Source organism: Acinetobacter sp. ANC_7513 (genome assembly GCF_056779915.1).
Genome location: NZ_JBWYIW010000001.1, coordinates 135,921 through 155,970, shown reverse-complemented (window position 1 = coordinate 155,970; position 20,050 = coordinate 135,921). Strand labels below are relative to the sequence as shown.

The 20,050-nt window shown below is 39.1% G+C and carries 18 protein-coding genes; 9 read left to right on the top strand and 9 right to left on the bottom strand.

What is annotated here, in order from left to right; genetic code table 11:
• Positions 1 to 40 precede the first annotated feature (40 nt).
• On the top strand, positions 41 to 1,159 hold the full coding sequence (locus AC1M9B_RS00715) for an OmpW/AlkL family protein (protein ID WP_035265678.1): 1,119 nt from the start codon (positions 41 to 43) through the stop codon (positions 1,157 to 1,159).
• A gap of 140 nt (positions 1,160 to 1,299) precedes the next feature.
• The gene (locus AC1M9B_RS00710; RefSeq protein ID WP_035265749.1) at positions 1,300 to 2,514 is read left to right on the top strand and encodes an MFS transporter; all 1,215 of its coding nucleotides are present in this window, start codon (positions 1,300 to 1,302) and stop codon (positions 2,512 to 2,514) included.
• A gap of 128 nt (positions 2,515 to 2,642) precedes the next feature.
• Here AC1M9B_RS00710 and AC1M9B_RS00705 read toward each other — a convergent pair whose 3' ends face one another.
• Positions 2,643 to 3,569: a LysR substrate-binding domain-containing protein gene (locus tag AC1M9B_RS00705; protein ID WP_481608317.1), complete on the bottom strand. Its 927-nt coding sequence runs from the start codon at positions 3,567 to 3,569 to the stop codon at positions 2,643 to 2,645.
• A gap of 99 nt (positions 3,570 to 3,668) precedes the next feature.
• On the opposite strand from AC1M9B_RS00705, the gene AC1M9B_RS00700 reads away from it, so the two are divergent.
• Positions 3,669 to 4,532, top strand: a complete 864-nt coding sequence (locus AC1M9B_RS00700) for a pirin family protein (RefSeq protein ID WP_481608316.1) — start codon at positions 3,669 to 3,671, stop codon at positions 4,530 to 4,532.
• A 124-nt stretch (positions 4,533 to 4,656) separates the two neighbouring features.
• The gene (chrA, locus tag AC1M9B_RS00695) at positions 4,657 to 5,862 is read left to right on the top strand and encodes a chromate efflux transporter (RefSeq protein WP_481595589.1); all 1,206 of its coding nucleotides are present in this window, start codon (positions 4,657 to 4,659) and stop codon (positions 5,860 to 5,862) included.
• 71 nt (positions 5,863 to 5,933) lie between these two features.
• Here the strand turns inward: chrA and sthA are convergent, their stop codons facing one another.
• A complete protein-coding gene (gene sthA / locus AC1M9B_RS00690) occupies positions 5,934 to 7,349 on the bottom strand; it encodes a Si-specific NAD(P)(+) transhydrogenase (RefSeq protein ID WP_035265673.1) in 1,416 nt (471 codons plus the stop codon).
• A 210-nt stretch (positions 7,350 to 7,559) separates the two neighbouring features.
• Here sthA and lipA point away from each other — a divergent pair, with 210 nt between their 5' ends.
• From lipA to AC1M9B_RS00670, 4 genes are all read left to right on the top strand, one after another.
• Positions 7,560 to 8,573: a lipoyl synthase gene (lipA, locus tag AC1M9B_RS00685; protein ID WP_035265671.1), complete on the top strand. Its 1,014-nt coding sequence runs from the start codon at positions 7,560 to 7,562 to the stop codon at positions 8,571 to 8,573.
• Positions 8,574 to 8,855: 282 nt separating this feature from the next.
• A complete protein-coding gene (locus tag AC1M9B_RS00680; RefSeq protein ID WP_481608315.1) occupies positions 8,856 to 11,330 on the top strand; it encodes an acyl-CoA dehydrogenase in 2,475 nt (824 codons plus the stop codon).
• Positions 11,331 to 11,588: 258 nt separating this feature from the next.
• Positions 11,589 to 12,770: a thiolase family protein gene (locus tag AC1M9B_RS00675; RefSeq protein WP_481607068.1), complete on the top strand. Its 1,182-nt coding sequence runs from the start codon at positions 11,589 to 11,591 to the stop codon at positions 12,768 to 12,770.
• A gap of 50 nt (positions 12,771 to 12,820) precedes the next feature.
• Positions 12,821 to 13,204, top strand: coding sequence for a carboxymuconolactone decarboxylase family protein (locus AC1M9B_RS00670; protein ID WP_481608314.1), 384 nt, complete (start codon positions 12,821 to 12,823; stop codon positions 13,202 to 13,204).
• Between the two features lie 71 nt (positions 13,205 to 13,275).
• Here AC1M9B_RS00670 and AC1M9B_RS00665 read toward each other — a convergent pair whose 3' ends face one another.
• From AC1M9B_RS00665 to rutD, 7 genes are all read right to left on the bottom strand, one after another.
• Positions 13,276 to 14,142 carry an NAD(P)-dependent oxidoreductase gene (locus AC1M9B_RS00665; protein WP_481608313.1) on the bottom strand — a complete coding sequence of 289 codons (867 nt, stop codon included), beginning with the start codon at positions 14,140 to 14,142 and terminating at the stop codon, positions 13,276 to 13,278.
• A 13-nt stretch (positions 14,143 to 14,155) separates the two neighbouring features.
• Positions 14,156 to 15,526, bottom strand: a complete 1,371-nt coding sequence (rutG, locus tag AC1M9B_RS00660; protein WP_481595592.1) for a pyrimidine utilization transport protein G — start codon at positions 15,524 to 15,526, stop codon at positions 14,156 to 14,158.
• Positions 15,527 to 15,554: 28 nt separating this feature from the next.
• Positions 15,555 to 16,094: an NADH-dependent FMN reductase RutF gene (rutF, locus tag AC1M9B_RS00655; protein WP_481595593.1), complete on the bottom strand. Its 540-nt coding sequence runs from the start codon at positions 16,092 to 16,094 to the stop codon at positions 15,555 to 15,557.
• A 70-nt stretch (positions 16,095 to 16,164) separates the two neighbouring features.
• Positions 16,165 to 16,545, bottom strand: coding sequence for a pyrimidine utilization protein C (gene rutC, locus AC1M9B_RS00650; RefSeq protein ID WP_481608312.1), 381 nt, complete (start codon positions 16,543 to 16,545; stop codon positions 16,165 to 16,167).
• A gap of 33 nt (positions 16,546 to 16,578) precedes the next feature.
• On the bottom strand, positions 16,579 to 17,328 hold the full coding sequence (gene rutB, locus AC1M9B_RS00645) for a pyrimidine utilization protein B (RefSeq protein WP_481607070.1): 750 nt from the start codon (positions 17,326 to 17,328) through the stop codon (positions 16,579 to 16,581).
• Complete coding sequence (gene rutA / locus AC1M9B_RS00640; protein ID WP_481608311.1) at positions 17,325 to 18,437, bottom strand: pyrimidine utilization protein A; 1,113 nt, start codon at positions 18,435 to 18,437, stop codon at positions 17,325 to 17,327. The genes rutB and rutA overlap by 4 nt, the downstream gene beginning before the upstream one ends.
• A 300-nt stretch (positions 18,438 to 18,737) precedes the next feature.
• Positions 18,738 to 19,532: a pyrimidine utilization protein D gene (gene rutD / locus AC1M9B_RS00635; RefSeq protein WP_481607072.1), complete on the bottom strand. Its 795-nt coding sequence runs from the start codon at positions 19,530 to 19,532 to the stop codon at positions 18,738 to 18,740.
• A gap of 163 nt (positions 19,533 to 19,695) precedes the next feature.
• Here rutD and AC1M9B_RS00630 point away from each other — a divergent pair, with 163 nt between their 5' ends.
• Positions 19,696 to 20,049, top strand: coding sequence for a hypothetical protein (locus AC1M9B_RS00630; protein ID WP_481595596.1), 354 nt, complete (start codon positions 19,696 to 19,698; stop codon positions 20,047 to 20,049).
• The last annotated feature ends 1 nt before the right edge of the window (position 20,050 follow it).

Genomic DNA, 20,050 nt, shown 5'->3' with positions numbered 1-20,050 from the left:
AATCACTCTTTATTTACAGTTTTGGACATGGAGTTCCATAATGAAAAAAAAACTAGCTTACTTAGTTGCATCCATCAGTGCTTTAAGTTTTCCAGTCTTCAGTTATGCAGATTCACCTTATTTTAGTTTAAAAGATGGCGACGGCTTTAAACGTTTTTCGGTTTCAGTGGGTGCATTACATGTAATGCCTCAGGGTAAAGCTCAACCAATTAATATTAACACTGCTGTAGCTGAGGGTGAAAAAACGAAGGTTGGAAATGTGCAAGTCGATTCTGTATTGAATGCCATTGACGATAGCGTTCCTGGAACTGCAATTAAAAAGCAATTACTCGAAACTGCTGTAGCTGCAGATGTTTTAAATCTCATTAGCTACAAAGAAGATGGCAAGACCTATTTACGTGAAAATACCTCTGGTGAAGCAGTAATCAACGGATTAAACAACTGGGAAGCTAAAGGCACTGGACTTGAAGCAGATGATGTCACAACACTCGGAATCATGACCAACTATTTTTTCACCGACAATATTTCATTTGAAGTGAAAGCTGGAATTCCACCTAAAGTCGACATTCAGGGGAAAGGACAAATTTATGCTCCACTTTCAGGCATCGCTACCCCGACAGGGATTGGTGCAATTCTAAACGATTTGCCTTTAAAAGATGACATCTTCATTACTGATTTATCAGGTCATGGTAAGGTTGCAGAAGCTCGTGCATGGACGCCAGCATTCGAATTCCAATATCATTTTGGCAAAACAGGCGTAAATAAATTTAGACCATATGTAGGACTTGGTTTGATGTATGCATACTTCAATGAATTGGAAATGAACTCCAACCTTGAAGCTGATCTAGTCGCTGCAGGTCATAAAATTGCGAACATCAAATTAGGTGAAGCTGGGAAAGCACTTGATGGAATTGAAAGTACAGCGAATCCTAAAGTTAAACTTGAAGCTAAAGATGCTTTCGCCCCTGTAGCTACTGCTGGTTTTACTTATGATTTCAATGATCGTTGGTTTGCAGTCGGATCAATTTCCTATGCGCATCTTAAAGGTGAAACAACAATTACCGTAAACGATGCTGAACTTGGTGAATTAATCAATGCAAAATCAGATATCGAAATTAATCCGATTCTGGGATATGCCGGTATTGGTTATCGATTCTAATTTCCATCAGTATTCATAAAGCGGCCAAGTGCCGCTTTATTCATTCTAATAACTAAATTTTATTGATTGATAAATTTTTATTCTGTCGTCATGATGCTACTGATCTTTTAAAATTACAAAAAATGCTAAGCGGATTGACCATGTCAGAAACCAAATTTTCAAAACCCCTCATCTTTATGCTCATTGGGAGTGCTTTTATTTTAGCACTCTCCTTAGGTGTCAGACATGGGTTTGGCTTGTATTTAGTTCCAATGAGTCATGAATTTAATTGGAATCATCAAGTTTTTAGTTTAGCAATTGCCTTTCAAAATTTATTATGGGGTGCTGTTCAACCCTTTACGGGAGCGCTAGCAGATAAATATGGGAGTAAAAAAGTCGTTGCCGTAGGCGGCGCTTTATATGCGATTGGACTTGTGATGATGGCATTTAGCTCAACAGGGCTTCTCATCAATCTTAGTCTAGGTTTAATCATTGGTCTGGCTTTATCAGCTACTTCATTTTCTGTTTTGCTCTCTGCTGTCGGACGTGCAGCGCATCCAAGTCGACGTAGTATGGCTATGGGCATTGCCAGCGCAGCAGGCTCTTTTGGTCAATTTATTATGTTGCCAACCACACTTTTACTCTTACAAAATTTTGGTTGGTCATCGGCGCTACTCATCACAGCGATTTTAATTGCATTAATTGTACCCTTGGCTTGGATGCTAAAAGCTCCAATGTATCAAGCGCCTCAAACAGTTGATACGATTGCTAAACCTTCTTTAAGTTTTAAACAAATACTCATAGTTGCCAAAAACCACAAACCTTTTATCTGGTTGGCATTAGGATTTTTAGTTTGTGGATTTCAGGTCGTATTTTTGGGCATTCATTTGCCGGGTTATTTAACTGACCATGGTTTTAGCACCACCACTGGTACTATGTTTTTAGCCTTGGTTGGGCTATTTAATATTGTTGGAACTTACACTGCTGGTTGGCTGGGTGATAAATATTCCAAACCTAAATTGCTCATGTGGTTATATGGACTACGTGGCATCGCCATCATTTTATTCCTCGCATTGCCACTCTCGATCTTTACGATTTATAGTTTTGCCATCATTATGGGGTTGTTATGGTTATCAACCGTTCCCCTTACCAATGGTATTGTTGCCAATATGTTTGGGGTTAAGTATCTCACCATGCTAAGTGGAATTGTATTTTTTACTCACCAAGTCGGTTCATTTTTTGGAGGATGGTTGGGTGGCTTAAATCATGATATGACAGGCAATTACAATATTATTTGGATGATGTGTATTGCGCTCAGTATCTTCGGTGTATTGATTCATTTATTTGTTAATGAGGAGAATGTCGTCAATGACTAATCGCTTCAATCTGCTCAACATCAGCATATTCATCGGAGTCATCCTTCTGCTTAGTCTATCGATTACTTTGTGGATGAACACTCCTGATTTATTTACATATTTTAACCAAGCTTTTTGCGCACATTAATTTATATAATTTCATAGTTTTGACAGCTCAGTTTTTTAAACTCCTCAATTAAATAATCTAATAGACACCTCACGGCAGGCATCATGCCTTGTCGTGATGTATAGGCAACATGAATAACGCCACGTGGCAACTCCCATTCAGGGACTAATTCTACAAGAGTGCCTTGATTAAGCTCTTCATAAACAAACACTCTAGGTAATGATGCTATTCCAACACTGTTCAATACTGCAGATTTCATGGCAGCAAAATTATCAGTTTTGAGTCTTGGAAAGAATTCTATTTCTTGAAATTGACTAACTGTGTCAACTTTAGATTGAAATCTCCAAATCGATTTCGGGACATGAAAACCTATACTCGGAAGTTGTGCAAGGTTATCCAAATGGATAGGCTCATGAATCTGTTTAATTAATTTAGGCGTTGCCACTAAAACATGTTGCCAAGCATCAAGCTCTCTTACAATCAAGTCGCTATCTTCAAGTGGTAAATTTCTCACCCTAACAGCCAGATCAATCCCCTCTTCTATGAGATCAATTTTACGATTTGTTGCGACCAGATGAACTTGAACACGTGGGTAATGTTGCATGAATTTAGCAATCATATTCCCCAATGGAAACTCGACCAAACCAATTGGACACGAGATTCGAATTAAACCTGAAGGCTCGCTCGACAAACTTTGCTCTACAAAATTTTCTGCCGCCTCCACTTGATCCAAAATCTTAATACAATATTCAAAAAATTCTTGACCAACTGCGGTTACGGCAAACTTTCGTGTATTTCGTTGCAATAATCTTACGTGTAAACGGTTTTCCAAATCTGAAATATGACGAGACAACTTAGATTTTGTAATACCTAAAGCTTCACTTGCCTTAGTAAAACCTTGATATTTCACGACTTGCACAAAATAGTAGTAATCATTTAAATTTTGCATAATTGTTTCATTTTTGGAATTATCTGTTGAGAGAATCGCCCTGTAATCTCATCAATATACCTCAATATCATGATTAGAACGATATATAGAGGAATACAAATGACACAAGTTCAGAAAGTCTATACCAGCGATCGAAGCACATGGGTGGGTGATGGTTTTCCAACAAACTCTATGTTACCCATGCATGAAATAGGAAATCATACCAGCCCATTCTTGGTAATGGGTTATACAGGTCAATATCGATTTTCTCCAAGTCACCACCAACGCGGTGTTGGTTTACACCCCCACCGTGGCTTTGAAACGGTGACGATTGTCTATAACGGCGAATTAGAGCATCGTGACTCAAAAGGCAATCATGGAAAAATTGGTCCAAACGAAGTGCAATGGATGACCGCAGGTAAAGGTATTCTGCATGAAGAACACCATTCGGAAACTTTTGCAAAAACTGGCGGAGTTTTGGATATGGTTCAACTTTGGGTAAATCTACCAGAGCATGCCAAGATGACTGAGCCGAGATATCAGGAATTGACTGAGCAAAATATTCCTGAAGTTTTATCTCACGATGAGCAAACCAAGATTCGTGTTATTGCTGGTCAATATCAAATCGGCTCAACTGTTTATCAAGGACCAGCTCAAACATTTAGCAACATGAATGTTTATGACATTAGACTTAATCATGGAGCACGCCTTCCATTAAATCTTATGCCAAACTGGAATCATCTGATTTTCATCCTTGATGGAGAAGTTGAGATTGATGGTCAGATCTATACAGCCATGCAAACGCTTTATCTTGACCCAAAATCAACACAAGTCGAAATATTTGCTCATCGTACGGCGAAAATTCTTTGCTTAAGTGGTGAACCATTGAATGAACCCATTGTTGCCCACGGTCCTTTCGTCATGAATACTCAGGAAGAAATCGTGCAAGCATTTGATGATTTCAGAAATGGAAATTTTGCTTAATTTAACATCCACAAGCCTTATCATTTTCAAGATAAGGCTTACCCCTCATCACTCCTTCATTCATTTCAAATACTTGTCATAATCGCCTATTAGACTTAGTTCAAAAACATCGTACGATTACTAAATGAAATCAGATAATTTTCCTAAAGTTAGCTTATCAGCACTATTTTTTATTTTTCTTAAATTAGGATGTATTTCATTTGGCGGTCCTGCAGCGCATTTAGTGTTATTTCATCGCACTTTTGTTGATCAACTCAAATGGTTAAGCTCTCATGAATATGGACAATTGGTCGCATTAGCGCAATTGTTGCCAGGTCCGACCAGTAGTCAAGTGGGGCTATCGATAGGATATTTATCCAAAGGATATTGGGGGGGCTTTATTGCTTGGTTAGGATTTACATTACCTGCCTTCATTCTAATGACTTCATTTGCTATTTTTGGTCAATATTTTTTTTCCGATGTACCTCTTGAACTCTTTCACGTCATCCATTTGATTGTAATAGCCGTCGTCATTTGGGCTTTTTTACAAATGTTCAAAAGCTTCTGTACTGAAATTTGGCAGTATGTCCTGATGCTGAGTTCTGCTTTTTTTATTTATTTTACACAGTGGAGCTATAGTCAAATTTTCTTAATTTTAGTGTCTGGATTCATTGGCTTAGCTTTTACAAAAAAAGGAAAATCTCAGCCATCACCTCGCTTAAAAACCACTCAGACATCTTCAAAATATCATTATCTCTGGCTCATCCTGTTTGTCGCTTTATTTATTTTTTTTCCTGCGCTGCAATTTATCTATTCATCAAGCTTGCTTAGAAATATAGAAAGCTTTTATCACACTGCTTCAATGGTTTTTGGGGGCGGTCATATCATCCTGCCACTCATGTATGAAGATTTTGTGCTTACTCAACACATCACTGCGGAACAATTTGACTTAGGCTATGCATTTGCTCAACTTATTCCAGGCCCTTTATTTAGCTTTGCAGGATACGTTGGCACATATTTAGGATTTAGCGCATCGCCTTTACTGAACGCTGCGATTGCAACCAGTATAATTTTCCTGCCCTCATTTCTGCTTATTTTCGGCACGCTCCCTTATTGGTCAAAATGGGTCAAAAACAAAAAGATTGCAGCAGCCGTCGCTGCTATTAATGCAGCGGTCATCGGATTATTACTCTGTTTAATTGCTCAAATGGCTGAAAAACATCTACACTCAATTTATGATTTTATTTTTATCGGCATTGTCATTCTTTTACTGAGATCAAAAATCCCTGTCATCATCTCTTTATTAGCGAGCTTTGTTAGCTATGGAGCTTTATTGTATTTTGTGATTTAAAGATCAAACTTAAATGCAAAAATAAAAAACTCGCAAGCCTGAACTTGCGAGTTTTTTGTCATCACGTTGCCTTAGAACAAGCGATTCATCCCGTTTAACGTTGCTACGCGATAAGCTTCAGCCATCGTTGGGTAGTTAAACGTTGTCTCAACAAAATACTTGATCGTGTTGTTCGGACTATTCATCACGGCTTGACCAATATGAATAATTTCAGAAGCATTATTACCGAAGCAATGCACACCTAAAATTTCTAAGGTTTCGCGATGGAACAAAATCTTTAACTCACCCACTGTATCTCCCGTGATTTGTGCACGAGCAAGGTGACGGAAAGACGCCTGACCAACTTCATAAGGAATTTTTTCTTCAGTTAATTCCTGCTCAGTTTTACCAATTGATGAAATCTCTGGAATGGTATAAATACCAGTAGGGATATCAACCACGGGTTGGATACCTTGTTCACCACTCATAATCGCGCCAGCACAGCGACCTTGGTCATATGCAGCTGAAGCTAGAGACGGCCAACCAATTACGTCACCCGCAGCATAAATATTTTCAACCTCAGTTTGATACTGCTCGTTCACTGATAGTTGTCCACGGCTGTTTGGTTTGATACCGACATTTTCCAAGCCAAGACCATCTGTATTACCAGATCGACCATTACACCATAGAATTGCATCAGCTTTAATTTTCTTGCCACTTTCAAGATGCAACACCACATGATCATCAAATGTTTCTAAGTGATCAATCTGCTCATTGTGGCGAATCAATACACCTTGTTCACGTAAGTGATATGACAATGCATCTGCAATTTCGTCATCTAAATAGCTCAATAATTTATGCTGAGTATTAATCAAATCAACTTTGTGATCTAAGCCAATAAAGATAGATGCATATTCACAGCCAATGACACCAGCGCCATAAATAATGATTTTTTGAATTGAAAAATCTAGATCTAAGATTTTGTCAGAATCAAACACACGTGGGTGATTAAAATCTAAAATTGAAGGACGATATGGACGACTACCTGTCGCAATCACCAACTGTTTAAAAATAATCGTTTCTTTCACACCTTCAGGCGTGAAAATCACCACCGTATTTTGATCTTGGATATAAGCACGACCGTGGAAAATATCAATGCGGTTACGGTCATAAAAACGCGAGTGTGTATCCACTTGCTGTTGGATCACTTTATGCGCATTACGAAGCACTTGCTTCATGGTGAATTGTTTCCAATCACCCACTTTTTGGAACATTGGATCACGTTGATAACGGATAATGCTAGAAACCGTTTGACGTAAAGCTTTACTTGGAATGGTTCCTACATGCGTACAGTTACCACCAAGTTGTTCACGCATATCAACTACTGCAACGCGCTTGCCTGATTTGGCAAGTTTCATTGCCGCACCTTCACCAGCAGGGCCTGAACCTAAAACGACTGCATCATATTTGACAAAGGTTCCACTCACGACCTCTTTCTTACGCGGCATTCAATGCTCCTATACAATTATCTCTTCATTTATCTAACTTATATTATGACTGAAAATGCATACATTTGCTGTATTTCAATACCATATATTGCTTGATAGCCACATTTATTTTATGAATATCGTTTTTGCCCAATTTATGCATAAATTCGCTATAATAAGAGACCTATTTTTAATATTTCCTCCCGTCACACATTAGTGGAATCGTTGAATATGTCAGAAAACCGTAAACCAGTACAGGGTGAAAAACTTCGTGGCGCTGAGAAAGTTGCACGTATTCCTGTAAAAGTGATTCCTACGGTTGAAGCACCTCGTAAACCAGACTGGATTCGCGTCAAAATGGCTGCACCAGAAGAGGTTCAACGCATTAAATCAACTTTACGTGAACAAAAATTACATACAGTGTGTGAAGAAGCTGCATGTCCAAATCTTCCTGAATGTTTTGGTGGTGGTACAGCAACTTTCATGATTATGGGTGACATTTGTACACGTCGTTGCCCATTTTGTGATGTGGCACATGGTCGTCCGAATGCATTAGACCCAGATGAACCACGCCACATGGCTGAGACAATTGCAAATTTAGGTTTGAAATACGCTGTCATAACATCTGTAGACCGTGATGATCTACTCGATGGTGGAGCGCAACACTTTGTTGATTGTATTAAAGAAGCGCGTGCTTTAAGTCCTAATACATTATTGGAAATTTTAGTACCTGATTTCCGTGGTCGTATGGATGTTGCATTACGCATCATGACGGAATGTCCTCCAGATGTGTTTAACCACAACATTGAAACCGTACCACGTTTATACAAAGCAATGCGTCCAGGTTCAGACTATCAACATTCCTTAAATCTTCTTAAAATGTTTAAAGAATACTGCCCAGATATTCCAACTAAATGTGGCTTGATGGTAGGCATTGGCGAAACTGAAGAAGAAGTTCTCGCACTTCTTGATGACCTCAAAGCACACGATGTTGACTACGTAACAATTGGTCAATATTTACAACCATCGAAAGAACATGCACCAATTGATCGCTTCGTCACACCTGAAGAGTTCGAACGCTATACAGCACATGGGCAAAAATTAGGCTTTAAAAATATTTGGGCTGCACCAATGGTACGTTCAAGTTATTTTGCTGATCGTCAATACTATGGCGAACCAGTACCAGCAGTTCGTCGTAAAGCTGATCCTGCAAAGAAAATTACTGTTCAAACAATCGAAGCATAATTCTTCTTACTTTAAAGCCCTCGTATGAGGGCTTTTTTGTTTGTGGTTTTTATAATTCTCAATTACTTATTGACACATTTCTTATCTCTCTTCAGCTTGAATTTTGAATATTTTTCAAACAATCTTATCCAATATAAGTATTAATATGCGTCCGTTTTAGAACTCAACGCTTTCGTTTCACATTTCATGATCCAATATCGCTGTAGATCTGATGTTTGTGCTTTGATTAAATTTACTGTGGGTATTGGCTCCATGACCAAATCATAAATGGAGCAGTTCATAATGTTTTTTATACTGAGTTTAATTATTCTATTTATAACACTCTGGGCTATTTTTTATTTCGAATTCTCAAGAACTTCTGGGGCTATCACACTCACAGTCGTATCTATTTTAGTTGCGTTGATCAGCCCTTGGTCGCTGATACTCGGTATTCCTTTTATCCTAATTTCATTGATTGTCAGTATTGATACGTTAAGGATGAAATTTATTACACAACCTGCCTATAAAGCTCTAGCCAATGCAATGCCAACAATGAGTAGTACCGAGCGTGAAGCATTAGATGCAGGAACCAGTTGGTGGGAAAAAGAATTATTTATGGGGGCACCAGACTGGAAGAAATTTGATCAGTATCCGTACCCCACACTGTCTGAAGAAGAACAATCATTTATCGATCATGAAGTCGAACAGCTCTGCCAGATGCTGGATGAATGGGATATTCACCATCATCGTAAAGACCTCCCTGAAGAAGTCTGGTCATTTATTAAATCCAAAGGTTTTCTGGGTTTAATTATCCCTAAAGAATACGGCGGTAAACAATTCAGCTCATTTGCGCAAAGCCGTATCATGAGTAAGATTGCCTCGCGCTCACTTACCACTGCTGTCAGTTGTATGGTGCCTAACTCTTTAGGTCCAGGAGAATTACTCTTACACTACGGTACTGAAGATCAAAAGAATCGTTATTTACCAGGTTTAGCAAAAGGTGAAGAAATTCCTTGTTTTGGTTTAACAAGCCCTGAAGCAGGTTCAGATGCAGGTGCAATTCCTGACACAGGTGTGGTTTGTTATGGTCAATTTGAAGGACAAGAAGTTCTTGGCCTAAAAATGAATTTTTCCAAACGTTGGATTACACTTGCCCCTGTTGCTACGGTGGTCGGTTTAGCTTTCAAATTATATGACCCTGAAGGTTTACTAGGTGATAAAAACAAAACTGAATACGGAATCACATGTGCCCTATTACCAGCTGATCATGAAGGTGTGATTGTAGGAGCACGCCATAATCCAGGTTCACCATTTATGAATGGTACCGTGGATGGTAAAGATGTCTTCATTCCGCTGGATTGGATTATTGGTGGTGTAAAAAATGCAGGTAAAGGCTGGCGTATGCTAATGGAATGTCTGGCAGTTGGCCGCGGTATTTCTCTTCCAGCATTATCAACCGCTGCAGGTGAAATGTGTTATTTAAATGTCGGCGCCTTTGCTCGTATCCGTCAACAATTCAAAATTTCAGTCGGTAAATTCGAAGGTGTTCAAGAGGTTTCAAGTGATATCGCTAGCGATACCTATATGCTTGAAGCATTCCGTTACCTAGTCACTTGTGGCCTAAACCAAGGGGGTAAACCTGCAGTCATGACTGCAATGGCAAAATACTACGCAACTGAGACCATGCGTAAGATTGTTAATCATAGTATGGACATTGTGGGCGGGCGTGCTATTCAAATGGGTCCTCGTAACTTCTTGGCGCTCATGTACCAAGCGATCCCTGTTTCGATTACTGTTGAGGGTGCCAATATTCTGAGTCGTTCACTGATGATTTTTGGTCAAGGTTCGATGCGTTGTCATCCCTATTTATTTGAAGAATTACAACTTTTACAAGCCGAAAATAAAGATGCAGCATTAAAAGATTTTAATGACATTCTTTATAAGCATTTGGGGTATACATTTAATCGAACCGCTAAATCATTTGTTTATGGTTTTATAGGCGGATCAACAGAAGGCTCAGTAAAGGCTGATGATTTCAGTCGCCCTTACTACAAAACCATTAATCGTTTGAGTGCTAATTTTGCCTTAGTCGCAGATATGTGCTTAGGCCTCCTTGCAGGAGATATCAAACGCAAAGAAATGCTGTCTGGACGATTAGCAGATATGCATTCACACTTATTTATTGCGACTGCAATTCTTAAATTTTATGAAAATGGTCAACGTACTGAAGCTGAACAACTGCATGCTAAACTCGCACTTGAGAAAGCATTATATGCATCTCAAGAAGCGTTCTATGGTCTGTTTGATAACTTCCCTGTAAAAATTGCCGCAAGTTTAGTCAAACTTATTTGTTTCCCTTTTGGTCGTCCTATTACTCAACCATCGGATGCCTTGAAACTTAAATTAGGTGAACTAATTCTTCAGGAAAATGCTTTCCGCGATGAATTAAAAAAACATGTCTTCTATAGCACTGATCCCGATGATGTCAATGGACGCATGGAGTCTACATTCCAAATGTTGTTTCAAATTGAGGATTTATGGAATAAGTTTAAAAAGGCTGAATCTAAAGGCCAATTTAGAGGTCTGACTTTCGAAGAGCATATTGAATCTGCTCTTAAGGAGAATTTCATCACTCAAGCTGAAGCTGATCAGTTGCTTACGTATAACGCTAAACGTTTTGACAGTATGTTGACTGATGTTTTCGATACTGAACTTAACCAGAGTTTAGAACTTGAGAACCCTCACGCTCAGGCTCTGTCAAATTCTACACAATACTAGTCACTCAATTGCTTCTGAAAAAACGATCCTAAAGGGTCGTTTTTTATTTTTCATTCCACTTTTTATATTTCATTCCACTATGGTGTTATAGAAAACAATATCAAAATAAGCGAAATTAAATGAAAACAAAATAATGAATCTTTATTCATTTTTTATGATAATGTGATTACAACTAATAAAATAGCTGTCATTAAATTTTAAACATATGAAATTGACACGCATTTGAATCATATAAACTACAGGACAAGGATCAACGCTATGAGTCAAGAAATCGTATTAGTTGCAGGTAGCCGTACCGCTATGGGTAGCTTTCAGGGAGGACTTTCAAGCTTAACAGCCCCGCAACTTGGTGCTGAAGTCATTAAAGCCGTACTTGACCAATCTAAGCTTGCTGCAGACCAATTAGATGAAGTGATTATGGGCTGTGTTTTACCTGCGGGATTAAAACAAGGTCCTGCTCGTCAAGCGATGCGAATTGCAGGTGTACCAGATCATGTAGGTGCAACAACGATCAATAAAATCTGTGGGTCTGGCATGAAAGCCGTGATGCAAGCTGCAGATGCCATTAAAGCTGGCTCGGTAAATATTATCGTCGCTGGCGGAATGGAATCCATGTCGAATGCACCTTATCTCATGGACAAAGCACGCGCAGGTTACCGTATGGGACATGGCAAAGTGATTGATCACATGTTCCAAGAAGGTTTGGAAGATGCTGAAACTGGCTATTCAATGGGTATTCTTGCTCAAGAAATGGCAGATAAGAAAAACTACACACGTGAACAACAAGACGATTTCGCGATTCGCTCCTTAACTCGTGCTCAGAATGCGATTCAAAATAATTATTTCAAAGATGAAATCACCCCTGTTACAGTAAGTTCACGTAAAGGCGATGTCATCGTTGCCCAAGATGAAAATCCATTTACAGCAAAAATTGATAAAATTCCTACGCTACGCCCAGCATTTGCTAAAGACGGTACAATTACTGCAGCCAATGCTAGTTCAATTAGTGATGGTGCATCAGCATTTTTAGTGACTTCTGCTGAACTCGCAACAGCAAAGGGACTTTCAACTTTAGCAACGATTAAAGCTTACGCAACGCACTCTCAACACCCATCAGAATTTACCATCGCACCTGTTGGTGCAATAGAAAAAGTATTAAACAAAGCGGGTTGGACTGTTGAAGACGTGGATTTGTGGGAAATTAATGAAGCGTTTGCGATGGTGACCATGGCAGCGATCGATGCTTTTCATTTAGATCCTGAAAAAGTGAATATCCACGGTGGAGCTTGTGCACTCGGACATCCATTGGGGTCATCAGGTTCACGAATTATTTTGACTCTCATCCATGCACTAAAACGCTTAGGTAAAACAAAAGGTGTTGCCGCACTTTGCATTGGTGGTGGAGAAGCAACTGCGATTGCGATTGAAATCCCAGCTTAATATTTATGCTATAGCGCATCTCAAGATGCGCTTTTTTTATGAGGAAAAAAATGTCAAAACAAGATTATGAAAATGGTTTAAAAGTTCGTACAGAAGTGATGGGAGAAACTTTTGTCAAACGTGCACAAGACAATACAGTTCCATTTACTCAACCACTTCAAGATTGGATTAATGAGCATGCATGGGGTTCAACTTGGCAACGTGAAGGCATTTTACCACGCAAGTATCGTTCGTTAATCACGATTGCATTTTTAACAGCCCAAAAAAGCCCAACAGAACTTAAAGGTCATGTACGTGGTGCTTTAAATAACGGCGCAACTGTTGAGGAAATCCAAGAGGTTCTTTTGCACAGCTTGCCGTACTGTGGTGCTCCAGCTACACAAGAAGCATTTAGAGCCGCGTTAGAAGTCATTAATGAATATCAACAAAGCTAATCTCATTGAGCATTCATAGATGAACCGCTTAATCTACATTAAGCGGTATTTAAGGTATTTGGACGCTAGATTTAACTTAATTCAATTTTAGATTGATGTTCAAGCACCTGAACCACAGCTGAAAAATCAGAATCTTGAGCTTTCACTTTTTCAATTTGCATATACTGATTTTGTATAAGTTGCATCGCTGGCAAATTCAACGCTTGCTCTTGAATTAGATCAGTCGCAATTCCTATATCCTTTTGTAAAAGAGCTAAGGCAAAGGTTTTTGGAAACGCACGACTCAGAACACGTTGCGCCATAATATTTTCAGACATTGAACTTTTACCACTAGAATGATTAATACAATTCAATGCACTATTCAAATCTACTCCTTTTGACTTTAATACCGTCAATCCTTCTGCGAGTGCCCATAGATGGGTTGCCATCAACGTGTTATTCACTGCTTTAACAGCAAATCCAGAACCACTCTCCCCGACATATTCAATTAATCCTGCAAATGTCTGAATAATCGGTTTTGCACGCTTATAAGCATCGACATCCCCCCCAACCATTACCGTCAATGTCCCTTTTTCAGCGCCTATAGTTTGCCCAGAAACGGGGGCATCTAAATATTCAACACCATTAAATTTCAACTGATTTGCAAGTTTTAAAGCACTTACAGGTACACCACTGGTACAGTCGATCCATACGCTCCCCTTGACCGGAGGATTTTGAGCAATAAGCTGTTCGACATCTGCACTGGTGGGTAAGCAACTGAAAATAAAATCTGCTTTCACTGCTTGATCGACAGAGGTCGCTTTAGTACCAAATGTTTGTGCATGTGCTTCTGCTTTTTCAAAATTACGGTTCCAAACTAAAACTTCAAATCCTAGTTTTGGTAAATGGCTCGCCATGTGCCATCCCATAGCACCTAAACCGATAAATGCAATTTTCATTTTTAATTTCACCTTAAATTTGAGTGTTAGGGAGTGCCGTTGCTTCTGCTGAATGCGGTTCGTTTTCGAGCTCTACTGTTTGCGCATTCTTATCTTCTCGATTTAAGAAAAGATTCAATAAAATAGCCGCTAATGTTGCAGTCCCTATTCCACCCAAATCAAAATGGCCAATTTGTAAACTATAATTGCCTGTCCCCATAATTAAGGTGACAGCAGCAATCAACAGAGTACTGTTTTTGGTAAAATCTACGCGGTTGTCCACCCAAATTTTAGCACCGGCCACTGTAATCAGACCAAAAACAACAATCGAAGCTCCCCCTAATAATGCGACAGGAATCGTACTAATAACCGCGCCAAATTTTGGTGATAGACCTAGCAAAATTGCAAATACGCCAGCAAATAAAAATATGGTGGTTGCGTAAATTTTGGTTACCGCCATAACACCAATGTTCTCAGCATATGTTGTCATTCCTGTTCCACCGATTGATGCAGACAAGGTCGTACATACACCATCTGCAAAGAAACCTCTTCCCATATATGGTGATAGATTACGTCCAGTCATTGCAGATACCGCTTTAAAATGTCCTAGATTCTCTGCAACTAAGATGATCGCTATGGGAGCAATAAGCAGCATGGCATTAAATTCAAACACTGGCGCATGAAAAGTAGGTAAACCGAACCAAGCTGCCTCACTGACTTCAGTAAAATCGATCGCTGTACCAAAACCCAAAACATTGGTGAGTAAAAAATAAATAAAGTAAGAAGCCACTAAGCCAATGAGCAATAACAATCTACGGATCATGCCCTTAGTAAATACGGCGATTACACTAATACAAATAATCGTGATTAGAGCCATCCATGAATCAAACTGATTAGCAGAGACACTTTTGATCGCCACTGGCGCTAGATGCAAACCAATGATCATCACAATTGCTCCAGTCACAATTGGTGGCATCAACTTTTCAATCCATGCTGTGCCAGTTTTCATCACGATCAAACCGATCAAGGCGTACAAAATACCGCATGCAATGGTACCGCCAAGTGCTAAGCCTAAGTTTGGATTTAAGCCAACACCGGTATAACCAGTGACTGCAATGACTGCTCCAATGAAAGCGAAGCTCGAACCTAAATAGCTCGGCATACGCCCCCCAGTCATTAGGAAAAATAATATTGTCCCAATACCCGTAATAAACATTGTAAGATTCGGATCGAAACCCATCAGTAATGGGGCAAGTACTGTTGCTCCAAACATTGCAAATGCATGCTGCAGCCCCAATACCATACTTTTACCTGGCGGCAAGTACTCATCTACTTGAACTGCGGTCGTGTCTAGATTTCCTTGGAAAGGTTTAAATTTTGGAAACCATGTTTCTTTTGTGCTCATCGACCTTCTCCTGATCAAGCATGCTGTTTTAGACCATTGGAACTGGCTCGCAATATACGCGGTTAAAATACATGAGGGCTTTTTCACCCGCTTGCTGTTTCATCCCCTTTACATGGCAGAACAAAACATCATGACTGCCTACCGATAAACTTTGTACGACTTCACAATCAAAACTCACTAGCGCACCTTCTAAAATAGGTGCACCTGTGACTAATGTTGACCAGTCCCCCTTTTCGAAACGTTCTGCCATTGGAGTTTTACCCCCAAACACATTCGATAAATGCTTTTGACTACTGCTTAAAGTATTGACACACAAAACCTGATTACTTTTAAATGTTTCAAATACAGATGCTGATCGATTTAGACATACCAGCAATGTTGGTGGCGTATCTGTCACACTACATACAGCTGAAGCTGTGAAGCCAGCTTTTCCTGCTAGACCAGCTGTAGTAATGACATTGACAGCTGCACCTAAATTCGACATTCCTTGTCTAAAAACCTGTTGGTCAATGTTGAGTGTGGCACTCACTGCCTCGGGTAAATTGATTGATTGCACATTTGCATTCATAGTGTTCTCCATCCCTCATCGCCTAAGCAGTCAGTGAGGGACTCATAATAGGGTGATGAAAGCTTTCAAATTAAACATGAGCAATTGAAGCAATTTCGATGAGTGCATCAGGTTTGACTAATCCTGTTTGAACACAGTAACGAGCTGGTTCTGCATTCGGAAAATATTCGGCATATACTTCATTCATTGCAGCGTAGTTTGCCCAATCTGTCAGAAAAATATGGTTGAAAGTAATGTCCGAAATTGTTCCGCCAGCAGTTTCGATGACCTTCTTTATTGTTTCAAGGACATGGCGTGTCTGTGCTGCTACGTCTCCAACATGAACTACATTGTTGTTTTCATCAAAAGGCAAAGTGCCTGAAACATAGACAATGTTGTCTGCTTTAGTTGCTGGCGAATACGGTGCGAGTGGCTTACCTGAACCCACTGGAATAATGACTTCTTTTGACATGACTTATTTCCTAATTTTAGAATTTATAAATATCTATGCGCTTTCAGCGAGTGTTGGTTGATCTGCAAAACTACTGACAAAACTTTCTGTATCCGACACCCATCCAAAGAAGGTTTTTATGTTGTACATACTTGCGACATGGGCTTCTTTTGGCCCTGCTTGATGACAGGCATCGTCTAAAGCCACGCCAAAATATTCTAGAAAGAAGCCATCTCTGAGGGTCGATTCAACACATACATTGGTCGCGATACCGACAAAAACCAAATTACGAATTCCACGCACTCTGAGCATGCTGTCTAGCGCTGTGTTAAAGAATCCACTATAACGAGGCTTTTCAATCACAATATCTTGCGGAGCTGGCACCAACTCATCAATCAACTCAAAATCCCAATCCCCTTTTGCTAACAATTTTCCTTGTAGCTCAGGACGCTTACGCATGGTCTTCAGTGCATTTGATTTATGAAAGTTTGGTGAATCAATACCACCTGCTTCACGATATTGATTATCCCAACCGTTTTTGAAATAGATCACTTGAATACCAGCATCATGTGCTACAGAAACTGCCTTTTTAATATTTTCAACCACAGGTTTTGTCGTCGACACATCAAACCCAGCAAGATCTAAATAACCACCTTTTGACGTATACGCATTTTGCATATCAATCACGATTAGTGCTGTTTGCTCTGGTGCAAGCACAATATTTTCCGGTTCGGCTTTGAGTTTTACACCCGTACCCGCTTGTACAGTAAATCCAGCTTCAACGGTATTTTCTAAATGACTCATGCGATTTTCTCCAACACAGTTTCTGAACTCATTCCTTCAACCACAACATGTTCACGACATTTCATAAGCGGCTGAATCCGTTGTCCAAAACTTTCAACACCTTCAACAAAATCATCAAATGTCAGTAAAATGCCTTCAGTTCCTTTCACCTCACTAATCTCATCTAGCATTTTTGCGATAGTTTCGTAAGAACCCACCAACGTTCCCATATTGATGTTGACTGGTGATACTGATGAAGCCATTTGACGAATATTAGTATCTGCACCAGATTTAGTATCTTTTCCGCCTTGATTCATTAACCAGTTGATCGCTTCAATATCAGCGCCATCGTTGTAATGTTGCCACTTCGCCATCGCTTCTTCGTCTGTTTCAGCAGCGATAATCATGAACAAAACGTAGGTTTGAACATCACGACCCGTAAAATCTGTTTTTGCTTTTAAACGATCGTTGATTTCTGCATATGCTGTTGGTGTATTAAGCCCTTTACCAAAAACAAAATTGTAATCAGCGTGTTTAGCAGAAAGTTCCAAACCTGTATCCGATTGACCAGCGCAGATAATTTTCATCTCTGCTTGCGGGCGTGGGCTAACTCGGCAATCATCCATTTGGAAATGGTCACCTTTAAAATCAGATTTACCTGTTGCCCATAATTCACGCAGAATTTGTACGTATTCAGATAAGTATTCGTAACGCTTTCCGAAATATTCATCACCGGGCCACATGCCCATTTGGGTATATTCTGGCGCTTGCCAACCTGTGACGACATTTAGGCCGAAACGACCATTCGAAATTGAATCAATCGTAGATGCCATGCGTGCAACTATGGCAGGCGGCATCACTAGCGTCGCAGCTGTTGCATAAATTTTTATTTTGCTGGTGACTGCAGCAAGACCCGCCATAAGCGTAAAAGTTTCTAAGTTGTGATCCCAAAACTCAGTTTTACCCCCGAAACCACGCAGCTTGATCATAGACAATGCAAAGTCAAAACCGTAATGCTCTGCGCGTTGGACAATTTTTTTATTTAACTCAAAACTTGGTTTGTATTGAGGAGCATTTTCTGAGAGTAACCAGCCATTATTTCCGATCGGACAAAAGACACCAATTTTCATATCTAACACTCCTAATTTAACGATCAGTTAAATTTTATTTAGTAGGATTAAGCCTTAGAGCTTGTATTAGATATTTAGCAAATGATGTGCCAATTATTATTTTATTATATATTACAACAACTTAATAATTTTATATTTTACCTTATGATAAATTAATCATATAATCCCAATACCCATTACTCCTAAATAACGTCATAAAAAAGTGCACAAGATGTTCCAAAAAATACCATTTGGTAAAATAATTAAAAAAACCACGATCTCAATCGTGGTTTTTTATATGCAATTGAAAAGTTTCAAATGCTAGAGTGATCGAAGAAATTGAATAATTGCCTGATTAGTGATATCTGGCTCAGTCACAGTAGAAGCATGTGCACCTACATCAAAAATTGAGCATTGTGCATGTACAAAATTTTTCTGAAGATCAAGAGTCTTATGTACTGGAACCAAGAAATCATCACGATTTGCAATCAAGTGAATTGGAGTTCGTTGAAGTGCGGTGATATGTTCATTCGTTATTTTAAATTCCTTTAAAGCCTTCAGACGTCTCAATACATTCTCTTTTGGTGGAAAGTTTCGGAGTTGATTATTTTCTGCTTGTTGTATTTGATCGATATTAACAGAGATCCATACAGGTGGATAAAGAAATAATGCTTGAGCTCTAACATATGCCTCTGCACCAGCATTTTGTAATAACGATTCTCGAGCTTCAAAACATTTGAGCGTATGTGGATCTAGTGAGTCCCACGCATTAATACTGGTCAAACTCAACATTTCCAATTTTGTATTTTGAATTAAAACGGCTAACTCCGCTCCAATATGCCCACCTAAAGCATGACCGATAAAATGGAATTCATCGATCTTTAGATCCTCTAAAATCTGTATCACTTGTATTGCCATATCGGTCATTGAATAAGTTGGTGCTAGTAATGCAGCATCTGCATGACATCCTTGTTGATCATATGTAATGACATGAAAAAATCGAGTCAATATATCTAATTGAGGATGCCAAAAATGTCCATGCCCTCCTAACCCTGAAGATAACAACACAAATTGAGCATTAGGATTAGCTTTGCAGTAAAAAACTTGATACGTCATAAATTTTACCTATCGATAAAAAATAACTACAACTCTGCAATTAACATGCCCAAGCTAATTCAATTAAAAATTTATTTCTAAAATGCTAAATTTATAATTCTAAAGATAAACAATAATTGTTATCATTTACAATAATTACATACACTCACACTTTCTTACTTTTATGAACAGTACAGAATTCGAACTACCAGGCGAGTTAACACTTGGGAATCAAGTAAAAAAAATTCGTAAGACTACTAAATCAGTTTCTATCAGTTATCGCCTGATGGTGCTCTATCGTTTTTTATTGGCGGGTATTGGAGGTTATTTGCTTGCATCCCTCTCTGCTATCGTGATTGCACAAACATTTAGCACATATCAATCTAGCGCAGCGATGTCAGCAACGCTCATTGCTTTCTGTTTACAGTGTGCAGCGTTTATTTGGGTTTTTATGGTTCACAAAACCAGAAAAGCTACATTGGGCATCGTCTTACCTAGCCTTGCTTTATTTCTCATCTATAAAATCATGGGGAACTAAT

Coding starts and splice junctions, on each gene's coding strand:
- AC1M9B_RS00680 (WP_481608315.1), top strand. CDS start 8,856: ATGTTTTTTATACTGAGTTTAATTATTCTATTTATAACACTCTGGGCT.
- lipA (WP_035265671.1), top strand. CDS start 7,560: ATGTCAGAAAACCGTAAACCAGTACAGGGTGAAAAACTTCGTGGCGCT.
- AC1M9B_RS00700 (WP_481608316.1), top strand. CDS start 3,669: ATGACACAAGTTCAGAAAGTCTATACCAGCGATCGAAGCACATGGGTG.
- rutD (WP_481607072.1), bottom strand. CDS start 19,532: ATGACGTATCAAGTTTTTTACTGCAAAGCTAATCCTAATGCTCAATTT.
- rutA (WP_481608311.1), bottom strand. CDS start 18,437: ATGAAAATTGGTGTCTTTTGTCCGATCGGAAATAATGGCTGGTTACTC.
- AC1M9B_RS00710 (WP_035265749.1), top strand. CDS start 1,300: ATGTCAGAAACCAAATTTTCAAAACCCCTCATCTTTATGCTCATTGGG.
- rutB (WP_481607070.1), bottom strand. CDS start 17,328: ATGAGTCATTTAGAAAATACCGTTGAAGCTGGATTTACTGTACAAGCG.
- AC1M9B_RS00675 (WP_481607068.1), top strand. CDS start 11,589: ATGAGTCAAGAAATCGTATTAGTTGCAGGTAGCCGTACCGCTATGGGT.
- AC1M9B_RS00665 (WP_481608313.1), bottom strand. CDS start 14,142: ATGAAAATTGCATTTATCGGTTTAGGTGCTATGGGATGGCACATGGCG.
- sthA (WP_035265673.1), bottom strand. CDS start 7,349: ATGCCGCGTAAGAAAGAGGTCGTGAGTGGAACCTTTGTCAAATATGAT.
- rutG (WP_481595592.1), bottom strand. CDS start 15,526: ATGAGCACAAAAGAAACATGGTTTCCAAAATTTAAACCTTTCCAAGGA.
- rutC (WP_481608312.1), bottom strand. CDS start 16,545: ATGTCAAAAGAAGTCATTATTCCAGTGGGTTCAGGTAAGCCACTCGCA.
- AC1M9B_RS00715 (WP_035265678.1), top strand. CDS start 41: ATGAAAAAAAAACTAGCTTACTTAGTTGCATCCATCAGTGCTTTAAGT.
- rutF (WP_481595593.1), bottom strand. CDS start 16,094: ATGAATGCAAATGTGCAATCAATCAATTTACCCGAGGCAGTGAGTGCC.
- AC1M9B_RS00705 (WP_481608317.1), bottom strand. CDS start 3,569: ATGCAAAATTTAAATGATTACTACTATTTTGTGCAAGTCGTGAAATAT.
- chrA (WP_481595589.1), top strand. CDS start 4,657: ATGAAATCAGATAATTTTCCTAAAGTTAGCTTATCAGCACTATTTTTT.
- AC1M9B_RS00670 (WP_481608314.1), top strand. CDS start 12,821: ATGTCAAAACAAGATTATGAAAATGGTTTAAAAGTTCGTACAGAAGTG.
- AC1M9B_RS00630 (WP_481595596.1), top strand. CDS start 19,696: ATGAACAGTACAGAATTCGAACTACCAGGCGAGTTAACACTTGGGAAT.